Source organism: Brachybacterium sp. AOP25-B2-12 (genome assembly GCF_052378625.1).
GTDB lineage: Bacteria > Actinomycetota > Actinomycetes > Actinomycetales > Dermabacteraceae > Brachybacterium.
This window is the reverse complement of sequence record NZ_JBQSXW010000001.1, coordinates 1-15483: the sequence shown is the minus strand read 5'-3', so window position 1 is coordinate 15483 and position 15483 is coordinate 1. Positions and strand designations below refer to the sequence as shown.

The following is a 15483-nucleotide window of genomic DNA, read 5'->3' as shown; positions in this document are numbered from 1 at the left end:
ATGACCAGTGCTCACACCGGCAAGGGGCGGGACCGCCGCCCCGAGGGCCGCGGCGCGCGGTTCATCCCCCTCGCGATCATCGCGCTCGGGATCCTCGAGCTAACCCTGCTCATCGTGTTCGCGCAGCTCACCAGCATCTGGTGGGCGCTGCTGGTGGTCGCGATCGGCTGGATCGTGGGCATGGCCCTGCTGGTCGCCGCGGGGCAGCAGTCCTTCGTGCGTCTGCGATCGCTGTTCCGAGCGGTCCGCGGCAACGGAGACCTCTCGGACCATCTGAGCCGCCCGGCGTTCACCCTGCTCGCCGCCGGCTGCTTCTTCTTCCCGGGATTCATCACCGACGTCATCGGGATCGTGCTCCTGGTCGTGCCCCTCCAGCGTCGGGTGGCCCGGACCGTGGCGCCGGTCGACTCCTCCGGAGTCCGGCGCATCCTGTACCGCAGAGGTTCCGGGGGCACCGTGATCGACGGCGAGATCGTCATCACCCCGCAGGATGCGAAACCCGCGCAGGACCCCTCGCGTCGGCCCGAACCGCCCGTCATCACCCAGGAATGACCGGTCCCGGCCCGCACGGTCCGCAGCCCGTCGGATCACGTGCGCGGGGTCGCCGCGACGATCACGACCCCAGGTCGGACAGCACGACGCCCGGCCCCCGAGGAGGGGACCGGGCGTCGTCGCGTGCGGGGCGCGCGGATCTCAGAGCGTGCGGCTCGAGTGCAGCCGGCCGGCGCGCAGGAGCTCGAGGCGCTGGTCGAGGAGGACCTGCAGGTCCTCCTCGCTGCGGCGCTCCAGGAGCATGTCCCAGTGGGTGCGCTGCGGCTTGCCGGGCTTGGCCTCGGGCTTCTCGTGGTCGCGCAGCACGGCGGTGGCGCCGCACCGGCACTCCCAGGTCATCGGGACGTCGGCCTCGACGGAGAAGGGGAGGACGATGTGGTGGTCGTTGGGGCAGTCGTAGACCGCCTCCTGACGCGGGGCGGCGAGGACGCCCTCATCGGTCTCCATGGAGAGGGAACCGAGGCGGGTGCCTCGCAGGCTGCGGCTGTTCATGCGGAGTGGGGCCTTCCTGACGAGACGAGCTGGCCGGACACAGGGTGCAACGCCCGATGCGGGCGTGATGTTCCCACGGTCCGGGCCACGGGCGATCGCCCGGGACGGTCGATGACGGATCGCGACGCCACGGGCGGGTCGCGGCTCAGCGCGCGAGCACCTCGACGAGCAGATCCGAGCGGTTGGTCACGATACCATCCACGCCCTGGGCGAGGACCTCTCGCATCTCCTGGGGCCGGTCGATCGTCCACACGTGGACCTCGCAGCCCGCGTGGTGGGCGGCGCTGATCAGCCGGGGGGTGAGCACCGGGATCCCGCGGTGTCGCCGTGGCACCTGCACGGCCCCGTAGGGACGCAGCAGGGGCGTCGTGAGCCGGGGGGAGGCCCCGGTCGCGAGCAGCGCCAGGAGTGCGGCGAGCACGCCGGTGGAGGGACTGCGCACGGGCGTGAAGCCGGTGCGGTGCGTGACGGCGCGCGCCGCCGCGGCGGCGGTCCTCCCGTCGAAGCTCGTGAGGCACACGCGGTGGGCGCTGGACGTCCTGGCGATCGCGTCCGCGGCGGGCTCGACCGCGCGCCGGTCCTTGACGTCGATGTTGACGGGGACGTCCGGGAAGTCGCCGAGGACGTCCTCGAGGCGGGCCAGCGGCTCCCCGGCCACACGCACCCCGGAGAGCACCCGGGCGCTCATCGCATCGACGCGCAGATCGGATCCTGCCACGCGGCGCAGGTCGGGGTCGTGGACCGCGAAGGCCGTGCCGTCGCTCGAGGCCCAGGTGTCGGTCTCGAGCATGTCGGCGCCGACAGCGAGGGCATCGGCGAAGGCCCGCAGGGTGTTCTCGGCACCGTCGAGGGCCAGCCCCCGGTGCGCGATGATCCGCGGGAGGGGGCCGGGCAGGAAGCGGGACTGGGTCGCAGGACTCACGGCGTCACGGTACCCGCGTCGGGGGAGGCGGCGCGTCGAGGAGCTCGTCCTCCTCGTTCTCGTCTCGGCCGCGGCGACGCCGCGTGCCGGTCGCCGACGTCGGGGGTCGGCGCCGGGTGATCGCGCTCCGGCGGGACGGGGCCGGCGAGGCGGCCCCAGCAGGCTTCGCGTCCGATCCCTGTCCGGCGGCGGTGTCGAGGGAGTCCTGTGCCGTGGGGTCGGGCGGTCCTGCCGCGGCGACGTCGGCATCCAGGGCGCGGGCGTCCAGCACGGCGCGTCGGGCGCGCACGACCCACGCCACGGGGAAGAACACGCCGAAGGCCCACCACTGGAAGGCGTAGGACAGGTGCGGCCCCAGACCGGTGTCGGGCTTCTCCAAGGGCAGGAGCTGACCCGTCGAGGGCGACGACTCCGAGACCAGCTCGCCGTAGGCACCGGTGTGCAGCCGGTCCAGGCCGGGCACCAGGCCGGCGACCACCTCCGGTGCGATCGACTGGATCTGGCCCGGCGGGTTGCGGCGATCGGCCAGCATCGGCTCGTCGGGGTGCATCCGCACGACGATGGTCTCGGGCCCCGACGGCGGGGCGGGAGGATCGTCGGGGACGCTGGCGGCCTCCTGGGTCTGGACCCAGCCGCGGACGACCAGGACGGTGCCCTCGTCGGTGCGGAACGGCACCAGCTGGAAGAAGCCGACGGTGCCGTTCAGCGGACGGTTGCGGACGTACAGCACGCAGCCGGGGTCCGTGCAGTACTCGCCGGTCAGCCGGACGGTCCTGTACCCGTCCTGGGCCGGGAGGTCCGTGGACGGGGTCGCCAGGACATCGGTGAGGGGCACCGCCGGTGCCGAGTAGTTGGTCTCGATGAGCGCCTTGCGCTCGGAGCGTCCCTCGTACCGCGTGAACTGCCACCAGCCCAGGAGCGCGCAGGCGATCATCGCGAGGACCACGAGCCCTGCCGCGAGCGCCCACTCGCGGGTCAGCAGGATCGAGCGCACGGACCGCTCGGGCGCGGGAGTCACGGGAACCGCCCGGTGCCGTCGCGCAGCCCACCTGCGGGGGAGTCGTCGCCGTCGCCGTCGGCAGTGGTCCCCGCGTCGCTCTGGCCGTCCTGGTCGACCTCGACAATCTGGTCGTCCTCGTCGCCGTCGTCGTCCTCGTCGTGCACCGAGCCGTCCTCGTCGACGCGGAGCACGCGATGGTGCGCGCCCGCAGGGGGCCCGCTCGCCGTCGCGGTGAGCTCCGCCGGGGCGTCGTCGTGATCGAACATGGCCGCTGCCTCGGGGGCCTCGCGCTGGTCGTTGGCCATCAGCACTGCGACGTAGGGCAGGACGACGGCTCCGACCAGCGCCGCGATCTTCCATCCCGTGCCCGGGAGGAAGGGAAGGGAGATCACGCAGACCATGCGGATCGACATCTGGATCACGTACATGCGCTTGCGACGCGCGATGTCCTCGCTGCGCGCACGGGGGACCCCGGTGGTCTCCGGCGCCCGAGCGCTGTACCGACCCGGGCCGATCTCGGGCATCAGGCGAGCGCCTCGATCAGGAGCGATGGAGGGGCGGGCGCCTGGGTGGCGCTCGGCAGGAGGGACCCGCCCTCGGGCGCGGAGCCGGACAGGATCGAGACGGTCGAGAGGGAGCTGGTGAGGTCGGTGTGCGCGAAGTCGATGATCCAGAGGAACGCGAGGACGGTCACGGCGGCGATGGCGAGGCCGAGCACCGCGGCGAGGATGGTCAGCGCCTGCCGCAGCCGGGGACGGGCACGCCGCACCCGCGGGGCACCGAAGCCGTGATGGTCGTCGGCGGGCGCGGGGAGCACGGAGACGACGCCGGGGAGAGTCACCGAGACAGGGTACTCGGGGGGCGCTGTGAGGGTCCCGACCCCGCTGGCCGGAATGTCCTCGGACTCCGCGAGCGGGGCGGAGTCGTCGTCGGGCAGCGGGGGGCGGGTCCACAGACGCCAGCCGGACGGCACCTCGCCCCAGGAACGATCAGGCCGCCACCCCTCCGGCGGGACCCACCCCGGGCGGGGCGGTTCCGGCCAGCGGGGTGGCGGATTGAACGTCTTGGTCACGCAGGCACGTCCCAAACCAGCGAGTTGCCGCTGTAGTCCGCGTACCGGAACTTCAGACCGGGGTTGCGGGGGAGGTCGTACACCATCATGTAGGTGTAGTCGTCACCGGCGGTGAAGGTGAAGCCCCGCTCGTTGTCGATCGTGCCGCCGTCCTTGATGCTGTACGTCCGCGAGGAGTATCCGATCTCCCCGCCGTACGGGGTCAGGACGTTGAAGCTGTTCGGGTTCGCGGAGAGCTCACCCTCGTCGACCTTCACGTGGACGACGGCCACGAGGTACTCCGGGATCCCCGAGTCCGGGGCCTCGATCGACTGGCCGTCCCGATAGGCGCTCGGGATCTGATCGGACGGGACCCACTTCAGCTCGACCTGGAACGAGCCCTTGCCGTCCCGGGACACGAAGGGCTGCGTCAGCGCGTTGGGGTCGATGGTCGGGGTGACCGGGGACAGGGTGCCCTCCTCGGTGGTCTCCTCCTCCGTCGGGCTCGACTCGGTGGGCGTGCCTCCCGAGGCGGTGGTGCCCTCCTCCGGTGAGCTCGACGTGGTCGCGGGGTCGGTCTGTCGCCCCTCGGTGTCGCCTCCGGTGTTGAGGAGGATCACCGCGCCGATCCCGATGATCAGGGCGACCACGAGGAACAGGACGATGCACCCGACCCACCAGAACCGGGCGACGATGCCCTTCTTGGGACCCTGGGGGCCGTTGCCGCCGGTCTGCCACGCGGTGTCGGCACTGCCCGTGCCGTAGGCGGCAGCGGCATCACCGCTGTTGGCGGAGGGCTGGCCGTACCCGTTCGGGGACGCCTGTGCGTAGCTGTTGGCGGAGGGCTGCCCGTACCCATTGGGCGAGGCCTGGCCGTAGCCGTTGGGCGAAGACTGCCCGTAGGTGTTGGGAGAGACCTGGCCGTAGGCCGCCGGTGCGGCCTGCGCGCCAGCCGCGGGCTGTCCATGGCCGTCGGGCGACGTCTGACCGTAGACGGGCTGGGCGTCGGCACTGCCCTGACCGTAGCCGTCGGGCGAGGCCTGGCCGTATCCCGGCTGGGCAGGCGCGATGTCGGCGGAGGCGTGGCCGTGGGCGTCGGGGACAGGCTGGCCGGTGCCCGGGTCCTGGCCGTCGACGGCATAGGGCTGCGTGCTGTCCGGGCTCGCGGACCGCTCGTGGTCCCCGACGGATGACGCCCCCGCGGCGTCAAGTGCCGGGTCTCCGAGGGCCGGAGCGACGCGTTGCTCGGACACCTCGGGGATCGAGGCGGAGTCCTGGCCCGCGGGCGCTCCGGTGGCCGAGGGGGCCTGGGTCGAATCGTCCGCGGAGGGCCCGGTCGGCACGCCCTCCGGCGCGACGTCCTGCTGCGTCGCGGGGACGTCCGGGGACACGGAGCCGTCGACAGGGGTGCCGAGGTCGCCCGCTGCGGCCACCGGAGGATGGTCGACGCGATGGGTCCCGCGGGGAGCCTCCGGGGCGGCGGGCGCCTCGGGGTCGGCCCCGTAGGTCGGCGCGGGGGCGGCGTCGTGGGTCGACGGGCTGTTCTCCTGGGTGCCGACGACCCGCGTGGCGTCGAGCTCATCGTGCCCCTGCGCGCCCAGCGGCGTCTCGTCCGTGGACGCGACGTGGGTCGGATCGTCGAGCGCGCTCTCGTCGGTGTGCCCGACGCGCGTGGCGTCGTCGACGGGGACATCGCCCGTCGAGGCGACGTGGGTGCTGTCCTGCAGGGGGCTCTCGTCCGTGGACACCACGCGCGTGGCATCGTCGGCGGCAGCGGTCGGAGCCGGGGCGGAGGAGGCCTGTTCCGCGGCCTCGTCGACCCAGAAGTTCCACCCGTCGGGCGCGGGTCCCCACGAGGGATCCGGCTGCCAGCCGGGAGGCGGCGTCCAGCCCGGTTCGTCGAGCGGCCAGTTCGGCGGAGGGTTGAAGCGATAGGCCATGGTGTCGGTACTCCCCAGTGCTCTCGTGATGCTCTCGTGGTCGACGGTTCCCGCACCGTATCGTAGAACACACTGCGTGCCCGCGCCCTCGTGCCCCGCCGGGGGTCGGGATGTGAACGGGCACCGCCGAACGGGTATCGAGCAGGCGTCGACCAGCAGATCAGCCCAGCAGTGCCCCCGCAGTGCCCAGCAGTGCCCGAGACCGTCCACACCGAGGAGATCCCGCATGTCCGTCCCCACCTCTGACCCCCGCAGCGTCCTCGTGACCGGCGGCAACCGCGGCATCGGCCGCGCGATCGCGGAGGAGTTCGTCCGCCGCGGGGACACGGTGGCGGTGACGAGCCGCTCGGGCACGGGAGGCCCCGACGGCGCGCTCACCGTCGCGGCCGACATCACCGACGGCGCCTCGCTCGACGCGGCCTTCGCCGAGATCGAGAAGGCCCACGGACCCGTCGAGGTGCTCGTGGCCAACGCCGGCATCACCGATGACCAGCTCCTGCTGCGCATGAGCGACGAGTCCTTCGAGAACGTCGTGGACACCAACCTCACGGGGACCTTCCGCACCGTGCGCCGCGCCATCAAGGGCATGATGCGCAAGAAGAAGGGCCGGATCGTGCTCATCAGCTCCGTGGTCGGGCTGTACGGCTCACCCGGCCAGGTCAACTACGCGGCCTCGAAGTCGGGACTGGTGGGGATCGCACGGTCCGTGACGCGCGAGCTCGGCAGCCGCGGGATCACGGCCAACGTCGTGGCCCCCGGCTACATCGACACGGACATGACCTCCCATCTCCCCGAGGACCTGCAGGCCAAGTACCGCGCAGCGATCCCCGCCGGCCGGTTCGCGGACCCGTCCGAGGTGGCGCGCGTCGTGGCGTTCCTCGCAGGCGACGACGCCGCCTATGTCTCCGGCGCCGTCATCCCGGTCGACGGCGGCCTGGGCATGGGACACTGAGGACCCTCACTCCAGACCTCCGAGACACGAAGGCGTGACGACACACCCATGGCATCCTCCGACCCCGACAGTCGCATCCTGCTCCTCATGCGGCACGGCAAGGCCGAGTCCACGAGCGAGCAGGACATCGATCGGGATCTGACGCATCGCGGCGTCTCCCAGGCGCGGCTGATCGGCGACTACCTCGCCTCCCAGGGGGTGGTGCCCACGCGGGTGCTCGTCTCCCCGTCGGCCCGCACCCGGGAGACCTGGGACGCCGTGGTGGCGCAGTTCCCCGATTTCGACGGCAAGGTCACGGTCGACGACGCGATCTACGAGGGCGGTCCCGGTGAGGTCGTCGACCTCGTCCGCGGGGTCAAGCCCAAGCATCAGGTGGTGCTGGTGGTGGGCCACGAACCCACCATCTCCACCCTGGGGCACGTGCTGGCGGGCGACGACTCCGACTCCGGGGCGCTCGCCCAGGCGCGGATCGGCGTGCCCACCGGGGCCCTGTGCGTCCTCTCCGGGGTGCTGCCGGGATGGTCCGATCTCTCCGAGGACTCCCTTGCGCTGAAGACCATCGTCCGCGGCTGAACCGGTCCCGCCCGGTGCCGCACGTCCTCGCGACGGGCGGTGCCGAGCGGTCTTCCCGGGAGCTCAGCGCAGCAGGGACAGCCGCTCGACGACGGGCCAGACATCCAGCAGGCTCGGACCCTCCAGCACGACGTCCGCGGCCTCCCGCAGCACCGGCTTGGCGCGGTAGGCGACCCCGACGCCGGCGGTGCGGATGAGGTCCAGGTCGTTGGCGCCGTCGCCGATCCCGATGGTCCGTGCCAGCGGCACCCCGTACCGCGCGGCGAGGTCCCGCAGGGCCTGCGCCTTCGCCGCCCTGTCGATCACCGGCCCGGAGACCTCCCCGGTGAGCCGGCCCTCGCGCACCGCGAAGCGGTTGGCGAGCACATGGTCGATGCCGGCCTCTGCGGCCAGGGCGTCGATGACCTCGTGGAACCCGCCCGAGACCAGCGCCGTGCGCCAGCCCGCCGCGCGGGCCCTCGCGACGAGCTCCACGGCACCCGGGTTGGGCACGAGCTCGCCGGCGACCTCGGCCAGCACGCTCGCGGGGAGACCCGCGAGCGTCGCGACGCGGGCGCGCAGGGACTCCTCGAAGTCCAGCTCCCCGCGCATGGCACGGGTCGTGACCTCCTCGACCTCGGCCCGCGTCCCGGCGTGCTCGGCGACGAGCTCGATGACCTCCTGGGACAGGAACGTCGAGTCGACGTCCGAGACGAGGATCCCGACCGCGGTCTCGGCGGCGCCGCTCACGCCCGCTCGACCAGGGTGCGCTTGCCGATCACGGTGATCCCCGACTCGGTGACGGTGAAGCCGCGGGCGCGGTCCGCATCCGGGTCCAGGCCGATCTGCGTGCGCGGCGGCACGATGACGCCCTTGTCGATGATCGCGCGATGGATCTGGCAGTGCCGTCCCACCGAGACGTTGTCCATGAGCACGGAGTCGGAGATGTTCGACCAGGAGTGCAGGTTCACGCCGGGGGAGAGCACGGAGTTGGAGATCTGCGCCCCCGAGACGACCACCCCGGGCGAGACGATCGAGTCCACCGCGGATCCGATGCGGCCCGGTCCCGCGTGCACGAACTTCGCCGGCGGCACGTTGCGGATCCCGGCGTACACGGGCCAGTCGCCGTTGTAGAGGTTGAACACCGGATGGATCGAGATGAGGTCCATGTGCGCGTCGTAGAAGGAGTCGAGCGTGCCGACGTCCCGCCAGTAGTCGCGGTCGCGGTCCGCCGAGCCCGGGACGTCGTTGCGGATGAAGTCGTAGACGCCGGCGCTGCTCTGGTCCACGAAGAACGGCACGATGTTCCCGCCCATGTCGTGCACGGAGTCCGGGTCCGCGGCGTCCTTGGTGACGGCGTCGACGAGGGCGTCGGCCGTGAAGACGTAGTTGCCCATGGACGCGAGGATCTGGTCGGGGGCGTCGGCCAGGCCCGGGGTCGAGGTGGGCTTCTCCACGAAGCGGGCGATCGACTCCGGATCGTCCGGAACGGTCTCGATGACGCCGAACTGGTCCGACTGGTCCAGGGGCTGACGGATCGCGGCGACCGTGCAGGCCTTGCCGGAGGCGATGTGGGCGTCGAGCATCTGCGAGAAGTCCATGCGGTACACGTGGTCCGCACCCACCACGACGACGTAGTCGGGGCGCTCCTCCTCGATGAGGTTGAGGGACTGGTAGATCGCGTCAGCGCTGCCGCGGTACCAGTGCTTGCCCATGCGCTGCTGCGCGGGGACGGGGGCGACATAGTTGCCCAGGAGGGAGCTCATGCGCCAGGTCTGGGCGATGTGCTTGTCCAGGGAGTGCGACTTGTACTGCGTGAGCACCACGATCCGGAGATACCCGGAGTTCACGATGTTCGACAGCGCGAAGTCGATGAGGCGGTAGATGCCGCCGAACGGGACCGCGGGCTTGGCGCGGTCGAGCGTGAGCGGCATCAGCCGCTTTCCCTCGCCACCGGCGAGGACGATGGCGAGGACCTTCGTGGTTGGCATGATGCGAGGATAATGCCTCCGTAAGACAGATCACACATCGGTCCACCGTCGTGCCGCTCGGCTCGCACGGGTGCCGGACGAGCCCCGAGAGGACCCCCATGCGCGTCGACCTGCTCACCAAGGAGTACCCGCCCGCCGTCTACGGAGGCGCGGGCGTGCACGTCGCGGAGCTCACCGCCGTGCTGCGCCGGCACATCGAGGTGCAGGTCAGATGCTTCGGCGCCCCACGGGACGAGGCCGACGTCACCGCCTACCCGACGCCCGCCGAGCTCGACGGCGCGAATCCCGCGCTGCAGACCCTGGGCACGGACCTCGCGATCGCGTCGGACTGCGCCGGCGCCGATCTGGTCCACTCCCACACCTGGTATGCGAACTTCGCGGGGACCGCCGCCTCCCTCCTGCACGGGATCCCGCACGTGCTGTCCGCCCACTCCCTCGAGCCGCTGCGACCGTGGAAGGCCGAGCAGCTCGGCGGGGGCTACCGCCTGAGCTCCTTCGCCGAGCGCACCGCGTACGAGAACGCCGCCGGGGTGATCGCCGTCTCGGCCGGGATGCGCGCCGACATCCTGCGGGCCTACCCCACGGTCGACCCCGACACGGTGCACGTCGTCCACAACGGCATCGACGTGGAGAAGTGGCGTCCCACCGAGGGGACCGATGTCCTCGAGCGCTTCGGGATCGATCCCGACGCGCCCACCGTCGTGTTCGTCGGGCGCATCACCCGGCAGAAGGGCCTGCCGTACTTCCTGCGGGCCGTGCGGGAGCTGCCCGAGGGCGTGCAGGTGGTGCTGTGCGCGGGCGCCCCGGACACCCCCGAGATCGCCGCCGAGGTCGACGGACTCGTCACCGACCTGCAGAGGAGCCGCGACGGCGTCCACCTCATCTCCGAGATGCTGCCGCGCCACGAGCTCGCGCAGATCCTCACCCACGCGACGACCTTCGTGTGCCCGAGCATCTACGAGCCGCTGGGGATCGTGAACCTCGAGGCGATGGCCTGCGGGATCCCCGTGGTCGCGAGCGCCACGGGCGGTATCCCCGAGGTCGTCGAGGACGGTGTCACGGGCTATCTCGTGCCGCTCGAGCAGGTCGAGGACGGCACGGGCACCCCGGTGCACCCCGAGGCGTTCGTGGCCGACCTCGCGGCGACGTTGACGAGGATGGTCTCGGATCCCGAGCGCGCTGCGGAGATGGGCCGTGCCTCACGGGTCCGCGCCGCCGAGCACTTCTCGTGGGCCTCGATCGCCGGGCGCACCCTCGAGGTGTACGCGACGGTCCTGGGCGGTCGCCGTTTCGGGGACTGATCCCTCAGACCGTCGATGCGAGCGCGGTGACGTCCACGAGGGCGTCCCGCGCCGCGTCGTGCAGCTCGCGCAGGAGGGCCGTGCGGGCGGCGAGGGTCTGGACCCCGAGCGCCCCGGTGCGGGGACCGTCCAGGGCGTCCGCGGCGAGCTCCGCCTCGGTGAGCACGAGGGTGCGGGCGCTCAGCACCAGCAGGTGCGCCGCGGAGCGGTCGAGATGGCGCGGCGCCTCGATCGCCGTCCACGAGGCGGGCAGGGACGAGGCCGCGAGGGGTTCGTCGGGCACGAGGTCCAGGCGGGTGGTGCCCCGAGCCGCGCGCCGCAGCGCCTGGAGGAACGCCTCACGTGCTCCGGAGCCGCCCGGCGGCGCCACCGAGCGACCGGTTCCCGCGATGACGTCCCAGCGGACGACGATCCCCTCGGCGCCCTCGGAGCCGATCACCTCGGTGGCCGGGACGAGGGTCTGCTCGGCCAGGCCCGCGGCGGTCACCACGACGGCCTGTCCCGCCTCGAGGGCCGCGGTCACGGCCGCCGGCGGGCCGGGGAGACCCGCGATCCGACCGGGGGTGGGCAGGGCGGGGCGCAGTGCCGGCAGCGGCAGCCTCCGCACCGAGGTCATCCAGTCGAAGAGGTCCTGACCTGCGTGCTCGACGTGGCGATGACCGTGGCCGTGCGCGCCGAGGACCGCATCGTCCGGGCCGCAGTCCCCGCGCAGGTAGCTCGATGCCCACAGCGACAGGGCCAGGGCGCGCGGCAGCGGGAGGAGGTCCGGTGCGGGGACGGGCGGGAGGGTCACGCCGGGATCTCCTCGAGGGTGATGCTCGGGTGCTGGGGGTCGGCGGCGGCGACGCGCACGCGGATCACGCTGCCGGCCTCCGCGGTGCTCCGCGCCCAGGCCGTGACGGGGGGATCCTGCAGCTGGACCAGGGCCCGTGCAGGCGAGGACGTCTTCTGGTCGGTGGTCTCGCTGGCCTCCCGCCGGTCGATCACGGTGCCCTCGAGGTCACGCCCGGCGAAGGCGGCGAGCGCCGAGGCCTCCACGAGGTCGATCGCGTCCCGCTCGAGCCGCGACCCGCGCGTGCCGGTCTCCCGCATGAGCGCCGGGACCAGCGGCAGGGCCGCCCGCAGCGGATCGGGCAGTCCCGTGCCGCCGAGGTGCGCGTGGCAGACCAGCAGCACGAAGCGGTCGACGAGGCGCCGCAGGGGCGCGGTGGTGTGCGCGTATGGTGCCCCGATCGCCGCCTGGGCGTATTCGTGGACCTCCGCGGGGATCTCACCGGGTGTCGTGAAGGCCAGGTAGTCCGCACCCCGGAACAGGGAGGAGGCCCGGTTCAGGAGCGCGAGGTGGCGGGGGTCGGCCGGGTCCAGGGTGCGCAGGAACGCCCCGTAGTGCTGGTCCTCGGGCCACGGGGCGCCGAGCGCCCGCGCCTGGACGCGGAAGCGCTCGATCGCCCGCTCGTCGGCCGGGGGCAGGGTCCGCAGGATCCCCGCGCCGCCGTCGAGCATGACGCGGGCGGCCGCCATGCCGGTCATGAGGAAGATCTGGGCGTTGGCCTCCTCGATCGGCAGGGGCGCGCGCCAGCTCAGGCGCAGGGTGTCGCCGTCGGCGACCACCTCCTGCTCGGGAAGGTTCAGGCTCGCTCCGTCTCGCAGCGCCTCCTGCTCGCGGCGCAGCGTCCCGAGCTCCTGGAGCAGCAGCATCTGCGGGTGCCCGGCGCCGGCGTCGAGCTCCTGCTGGACGGCGTCGTAGGCGAGCTTGGCGCGGGAGCGCACCACGGCGCGTTCGAGCGCGACCGCCGTGACGGCGCCCCGGGCGTCCAGGTCGAGCGTCCACACGAAGGCGGGGGTGTCCTGGTCCGGGAGGATCGATCCCTCGGCCTCGGAGATCGCGACCGGGTGCAGGGGGATGCGGCGATCCGGGAGGTAGACCGTCTGGCCGCGACGGCGCGCCTCCGCATCGATCACGCCGTCGACCGGGACGAACAGGGGCACGTCGGCGATCGCGTAGAGCACGCGGAAGCCCTCCTCGGTGCGGCGCAGGTGCATCGCCTGGTCGAGGTCTGTGGAGCTCGGCGGGTCCAGCGTCACGAACTCGACGTCCGTGCGGTCGCTGCGGTCGGCACCCGTGAGGTTCCCGGCCACCGCCGCCACGGCCGCATCGGCGGCCGCGAGCACCTCGGCGGGGAACGCGTCGGGGACGGCGGCCCGCTCGACGAGCCGGTCGATCCGCGCCCGCAGCGTCTCGACGGCGACCGCGCCGTGGGCCGGCTGCAGCGAGACATGATGCAACGGCACGGGGGACCTCCAGCGGTGCGGGGACGGGTGGCGCGGTCGCGGCCAGTGTAGGGCTGGGCCCTGACGTCCCGCGGCGTGTCGGCCGACGCCGTCCGCGGGTGTGCTCGGGATAGGCTCGGGACATGCCCCACGCCGCAGCCCTGCACGATGTCGTCGTCCGCCGCGGTGGACGCCACCTCCTGGATCACGTGGACCTCACGATCGACGAGGGCGAGCGCTGGGTGGTGCTGGGCCCCAACGGCGCCGGCAAGTCGACCACCATCCGTCTGCTCTCGGCGCGTCTGCACCCCACCTCAGGGACCGTGGACCTGCTCGGGTACCGTCTGGGCCGCACAGACGTGTTCGAGCTGCGCCCGCTGATCGGCCTCGCCAGCCAGGAGCTCGCCGAGACGATCCCCGGTGAGGAGACCGCGCTGGACGTCGTGGTGACCGCCGGGTACGGGATCATCGGCCGCTGGCGCGAGACCTACGACGACCTCGACACCGGGCGCGCCCGGGACCTGCTGGCGGCCTTCGGCGTCGAGCAGCTGGCCGACCGGGCCTTCGCGACCCTGTCCACCGGCGAGCGCAAGCGCGTGCTGTCCGCGCGGGCGCTGATGACCGACCCCGAGCTGCTGCTGCTGGACGAGCCCGCCTCCGGGCTGGACCTCGGCGGCCGCGAGGAGCTGGTGCGGTCCCTGTCGCTGCTGGCCAAGGACCCCGACACCCCTGTCACGGTGCTCGTGACCCATCATGTCGAGGAGATCCCTCCGGGCTACACCCACGCCCTGCTGCTGCGCGCCGGGAAGGTCGTGGCCGCCGGCCCCATCGGCGAGACGCTGACCTCCCGCAACCTCACCCGCACCTTCGGCCTGCCGCTCGTCGTCGAGCAGCAGGGGGAGCGGTTCACCGCGCACGCCGTGCACCTGGACTGACCCTCCGGTGATCCAGCGCATCACCTCGACGGACGACCCGCGCCTCGACGACTACCTGCGGATGACCGACGTCCGCCTCCGCTCCCGGATCGAGCCCGAGCGCGGCCTGTTCATGGCCGAGAGCTACAACGTCATCGAACGTGCCCTCGAGGCCGGCTGCGCCCCGCGCTCGTTCCTCATGAGCGAGACCTGGCTGGAGCGCTTCTCCCCGCTGTTCTCCGCGCACCCCGAGGTGCCGGTGTTCGTGGGGGAGGAGTCGCTGCTGCAGGAGCTCACCGGCTTCCACCTGCACCGGGGGGCCCTCGCCGCGATGCAGCGCCCGGTGCTGCCGGGGGTCGAGGACGTGCTGCGAGGGGCGCAGCGCGAGGGGCGGGCGCGGATCGCGATCCTCGAGGACCTGGTGGACCACACGAACGTGTGTGGTCCCAAACTAGCCCATCCGGAACCCGCCGCCGAGCCTCGCAGACGCAGTCGGATCGCGGTGCTGGAGGGGCTCGTTGACCATACCAACGTCGGCAGCGCCTTCCGTAATGCAGCCGCCTTGGGCCTCGATGCGGTGCTGGTGTCTCCGACCTGCGCTGACCCGCTGTACCGGCGCTCGGTACGGGTCTCGATGGGCACGGTCTTCCAAGTGCCGTGGACACGGATCCCCGATTGGACAAAGGGCATTGCGGAGCTCAAGGCGGCTGGCTATGTCCTGGCCGGCATGACGTTGGGGGAAGGCGCGATCACCCTCGACGAGCTGGTGGCCGAGGATCACGAGAAGCTCGCTCTCGTGTTCGGCACCGAAGGCCACGGCATCACGCGGGAAACTGATGCTCTACTCGATCGCCGGGTCACGATCCCGATGATGGGCGGAGTCGACTCGTTGAACGTGACGGCAGCCGCCGCCGTGGCGTTCTACGCGACGAGGTGATGATGGCTGGAATCCCGAGTGTCAGTCGTGCCCGATATCGTGAGAGCAAACCACCCAACACCGTGATTGCGCAGTGGCGCGGAGGAGACAGACCTATGGCACCGACGACCAAAGAGGCGCAGCGAGCAGAGTTGCACAAGACGATCTGGCGCATCGCCAATGACCTGCGCGGCAGCGTCGATGGGTGGGACTTCAAGTCCTACGTGCTGGGAATGCTCTTCTACCGGTTCATTTCTGAGAACCTCACGGCGTACCTCAACAAGAACGAGCACGATGCGGGCGAGGTGTCGTTTGACTACCGGCTGGCGGCGGATTCTGACGCGGAGTTCGCTCGCGACGAGGTTGTCGCGGAGAAGGGGTTCTATATCCTGCCGTCCGACTTGTTCGCCAATGTGCGCGATCGTGCCGCGGGCGACGAGAATCTCAACGAGACGCTCGAGCGGGTCTTCAAGAACATCGAGGCGTCGGCGCTGGGTACGGACAGTGAGGACGACATCAAGGGTCTGTTCGATGATCTGGATGTCAACAGCAACAAGTTGGGTTCGACGGTCGCCAAGCGCAATCAGAAGCTGGTGAAGCTGCTCGACGCGATCGGTGACCTGCCGCTG

At 71.9% G+C, this 15483-nt stretch carries 17 protein-coding genes; 7 read left to right on the top strand and 10 right to left on the bottom strand.

Annotation, left to right across the window (positions count from 1 at the left end; all coding sequences use genetic code 11):
* Positions 1-552 (top strand): FxsA family protein, encoded by a 552-nt coding sequence (locus ACT3TZ_RS00085; protein WP_444581351.1) that lies wholly within the window; start codon positions 1-3, stop codon positions 550-552.
* 141 nt (positions 553-693) lie between these two features.
* Here the strand turns inward: ACT3TZ_RS00085 and ACT3TZ_RS00080 are convergent, their stop codons facing one another.
* The 6 genes from ACT3TZ_RS00080 to ACT3TZ_RS00055 all read right to left on the bottom strand — a co-directional run bounded on the left by ACT3TZ_RS00080 (position 694) and on the right by ACT3TZ_RS00055 (position 5957).
* Positions 694-1044 carry an RNA polymerase-binding protein RbpA gene (locus tag ACT3TZ_RS00080; protein WP_444581350.1) on the bottom strand — a complete coding sequence of 117 codons (351 nt, stop codon included), beginning with the start codon at positions 1042-1044 and terminating at the stop codon, positions 694-696.
* 145 nt (positions 1045-1189) lie between these two features.
* Positions 1190-1966, bottom strand: coding sequence for a glycerophosphodiester phosphodiesterase family protein (locus tag ACT3TZ_RS00075; protein ID WP_444581349.1), 777 nt, complete (start codon positions 1964-1966; stop codon positions 1190-1192).
* A 4-nt stretch (positions 1967-1970) separates the two neighbouring features.
* Entirely contained in the window at positions 1971-2984 is a 1014-nt protein-coding gene (locus ACT3TZ_RS00070; protein WP_444581348.1) for an SURF1 family cytochrome oxidase biogenesis protein, read from the bottom strand.
* Positions 2981-3490 (bottom strand): DUF3099 domain-containing protein, encoded by a 510-nt coding sequence (locus ACT3TZ_RS00065; RefSeq protein ID WP_444581347.1) that lies wholly within the window; start codon positions 3488-3490, stop codon positions 2981-2983. Before ACT3TZ_RS00065 ends, ACT3TZ_RS00070 begins: the two co-directional genes overlap by 4 nt.
* On the bottom strand, positions 3490-3807 hold the full coding sequence (locus ACT3TZ_RS00060) for a hypothetical protein (protein WP_444581346.1): 318 nt from the start codon (positions 3805-3807) through the stop codon (positions 3490-3492). The genes ACT3TZ_RS00065 and ACT3TZ_RS00060 overlap by 1 nt, the downstream gene beginning before the upstream one ends.
* Positions 3808-4034: 227 nt before the next feature.
* Entirely contained in the window at positions 4035-5957 is a 1923-nt protein-coding gene (locus ACT3TZ_RS00055; RefSeq protein ID WP_444581345.1) for a hypothetical protein, read from the bottom strand.
* Positions 5958-6183: 226 nt separating this feature from the next.
* On the opposite strand from ACT3TZ_RS00055, the gene fabG reads away from it, so the two are divergent.
* Together fabG and ACT3TZ_RS00045 are read left to right on the top strand one after the other, a co-directional pair.
* A complete protein-coding gene (gene fabG, locus ACT3TZ_RS00050) occupies positions 6184-6909 on the top strand; it encodes a 3-oxoacyl-ACP reductase FabG (protein ID WP_444581344.1) in 726 nt (241 codons plus the stop codon).
* A gap of 48 nt (positions 6910-6957) precedes the next feature.
* Positions 6958-7482: a SixA phosphatase family protein gene (locus ACT3TZ_RS00045; protein ID WP_444581343.1), complete on the top strand. Its 525-nt coding sequence runs from the start codon at positions 6958-6960 to the stop codon at positions 7480-7482.
* Positions 7483-7545: 63 nt separating this feature from the next.
* On the opposite strand, the gene serB is transcribed toward ACT3TZ_RS00045, so the two are convergent.
* Positions 7546-8211, bottom strand: coding sequence for a phosphoserine phosphatase SerB (gene serB / locus ACT3TZ_RS00040; protein ID WP_444581342.1), 666 nt, complete (start codon positions 8209-8211; stop codon positions 7546-7548).
* Positions 8208-9452 (bottom strand): glucose-1-phosphate adenylyltransferase, encoded by a 1245-nt coding sequence (glgC, locus tag ACT3TZ_RS00035; RefSeq protein ID WP_444581341.1) that lies wholly within the window; start codon positions 9450-9452, stop codon positions 8208-8210. The genes serB and glgC overlap by 4 nt, the downstream gene beginning before the upstream one ends.
* A 98-nt stretch (positions 9453-9550) precedes the next feature.
* Here glgC and glgA point away from each other — a divergent pair, with 98 nt between their 5' ends.
* The gene (gene glgA, locus ACT3TZ_RS00030; protein WP_444581340.1) at positions 9551-10753 is read left to right on the top strand and encodes a glycogen synthase; all 1203 of its coding nucleotides are present in this window, start codon (positions 9551-9553) and stop codon (positions 10751-10753) included.
* Between the two features lie 4 nt (positions 10754-10757).
* Here glgA and ACT3TZ_RS00025 read toward each other — a convergent pair whose 3' ends face one another.
* Together ACT3TZ_RS00025 and ACT3TZ_RS00020 are read right to left on the bottom strand one after the other, a co-directional pair.
* The gene (locus ACT3TZ_RS00025; protein ID WP_444581339.1) at positions 10758-11546 is read right to left on the bottom strand and encodes a hypothetical protein; all 789 of its coding nucleotides are present in this window, start codon (positions 11544-11546) and stop codon (positions 10758-10760) included.
* Complete coding sequence (locus ACT3TZ_RS00020; RefSeq protein ID WP_444581338.1) at positions 11543-13045, bottom strand: RNB domain-containing ribonuclease; 1503 nt, start codon at positions 13043-13045, stop codon at positions 11543-11545. Before ACT3TZ_RS00020 ends, ACT3TZ_RS00025 begins: the two co-directional genes overlap by 4 nt.
* 122 nt (positions 13046-13167) lie before the next feature.
* On the opposite strand from ACT3TZ_RS00020, the gene ACT3TZ_RS00015 reads away from it, so the two are divergent.
* From ACT3TZ_RS00015 to ACT3TZ_RS00005, 3 genes are all read left to right on the top strand, one after another.
* Complete coding sequence (locus ACT3TZ_RS00015; RefSeq protein WP_444581337.1) at positions 13168-13959, top strand: ABC transporter ATP-binding protein; 792 nt, start codon at positions 13168-13170, stop codon at positions 13957-13959.
* 7 nt (positions 13960-13966) lie between these two features.
* Positions 13967-14875, top strand: a complete 909-nt coding sequence (locus ACT3TZ_RS00010; protein ID WP_444581336.1) for a TrmH family RNA methyltransferase — start codon at positions 13967-13969, stop codon at positions 14873-14875.
* Positions 14876-14970: 95 nt separating this feature from the next.
* Positions 14971-15483: type I restriction-modification system subunit M N-terminal domain-containing protein (locus ACT3TZ_RS00005; RefSeq protein WP_444581335.1), on the top strand; the 513-nt coding region annotated here is incomplete at its 3' end.

What these genes read in the sequence shown, in the direction of transcription:
- ACT3TZ_RS00015 (WP_444581337.1), top strand. Translation starts at nt 13,168, where the DNA reads ATGCCCCACGCCGCAGCCCTGCACGATGTCGTCGTCCGCCGCGGTGGA.
- fabG (WP_444581344.1), top strand. Translation starts at nt 6,184, where the DNA reads ATGTCCGTCCCCACCTCTGACCCCCGCAGCGTCCTCGTGACCGGCGGC.
- ACT3TZ_RS00055 (WP_444581345.1), bottom strand. Translation starts at nt 5,957, where the DNA reads ATGGCCTATCGCTTCAACCCTCCGCCGAACTGGCCGCTCGACGAACCG.
- ACT3TZ_RS00065 (WP_444581347.1), bottom strand. Translation starts at nt 3,490, where the DNA reads ATGCCCGAGATCGGCCCGGGTCGGTACAGCGCTCGGGCGCCGGAGACC.
- glgA (WP_444581340.1), top strand. Translation starts at nt 9,551, where the DNA reads ATGCGCGTCGACCTGCTCACCAAGGAGTACCCGCCCGCCGTCTACGGA.
- ACT3TZ_RS00045 (WP_444581343.1), top strand. Translation starts at nt 6,958, where the DNA reads ATGGCATCCTCCGACCCCGACAGTCGCATCCTGCTCCTCATGCGGCAC.
- ACT3TZ_RS00085 (WP_444581351.1), top strand. Translation starts at nt 1, where the DNA reads ATGACCAGTGCTCACACCGGCAAGGGGCGGGACCGCCGCCCCGAGGGC.
- ACT3TZ_RS00080 (WP_444581350.1), bottom strand. Translation starts at nt 1,044, where the DNA reads ATGAACAGCCGCAGCCTGCGAGGCACCCGCCTCGGTTCCCTCTCCATG.
- glgC (WP_444581341.1), bottom strand. Translation starts at nt 9,452, where the DNA reads ATGCCAACCACGAAGGTCCTCGCCATCGTCCTCGCCGGTGGCGAGGGA.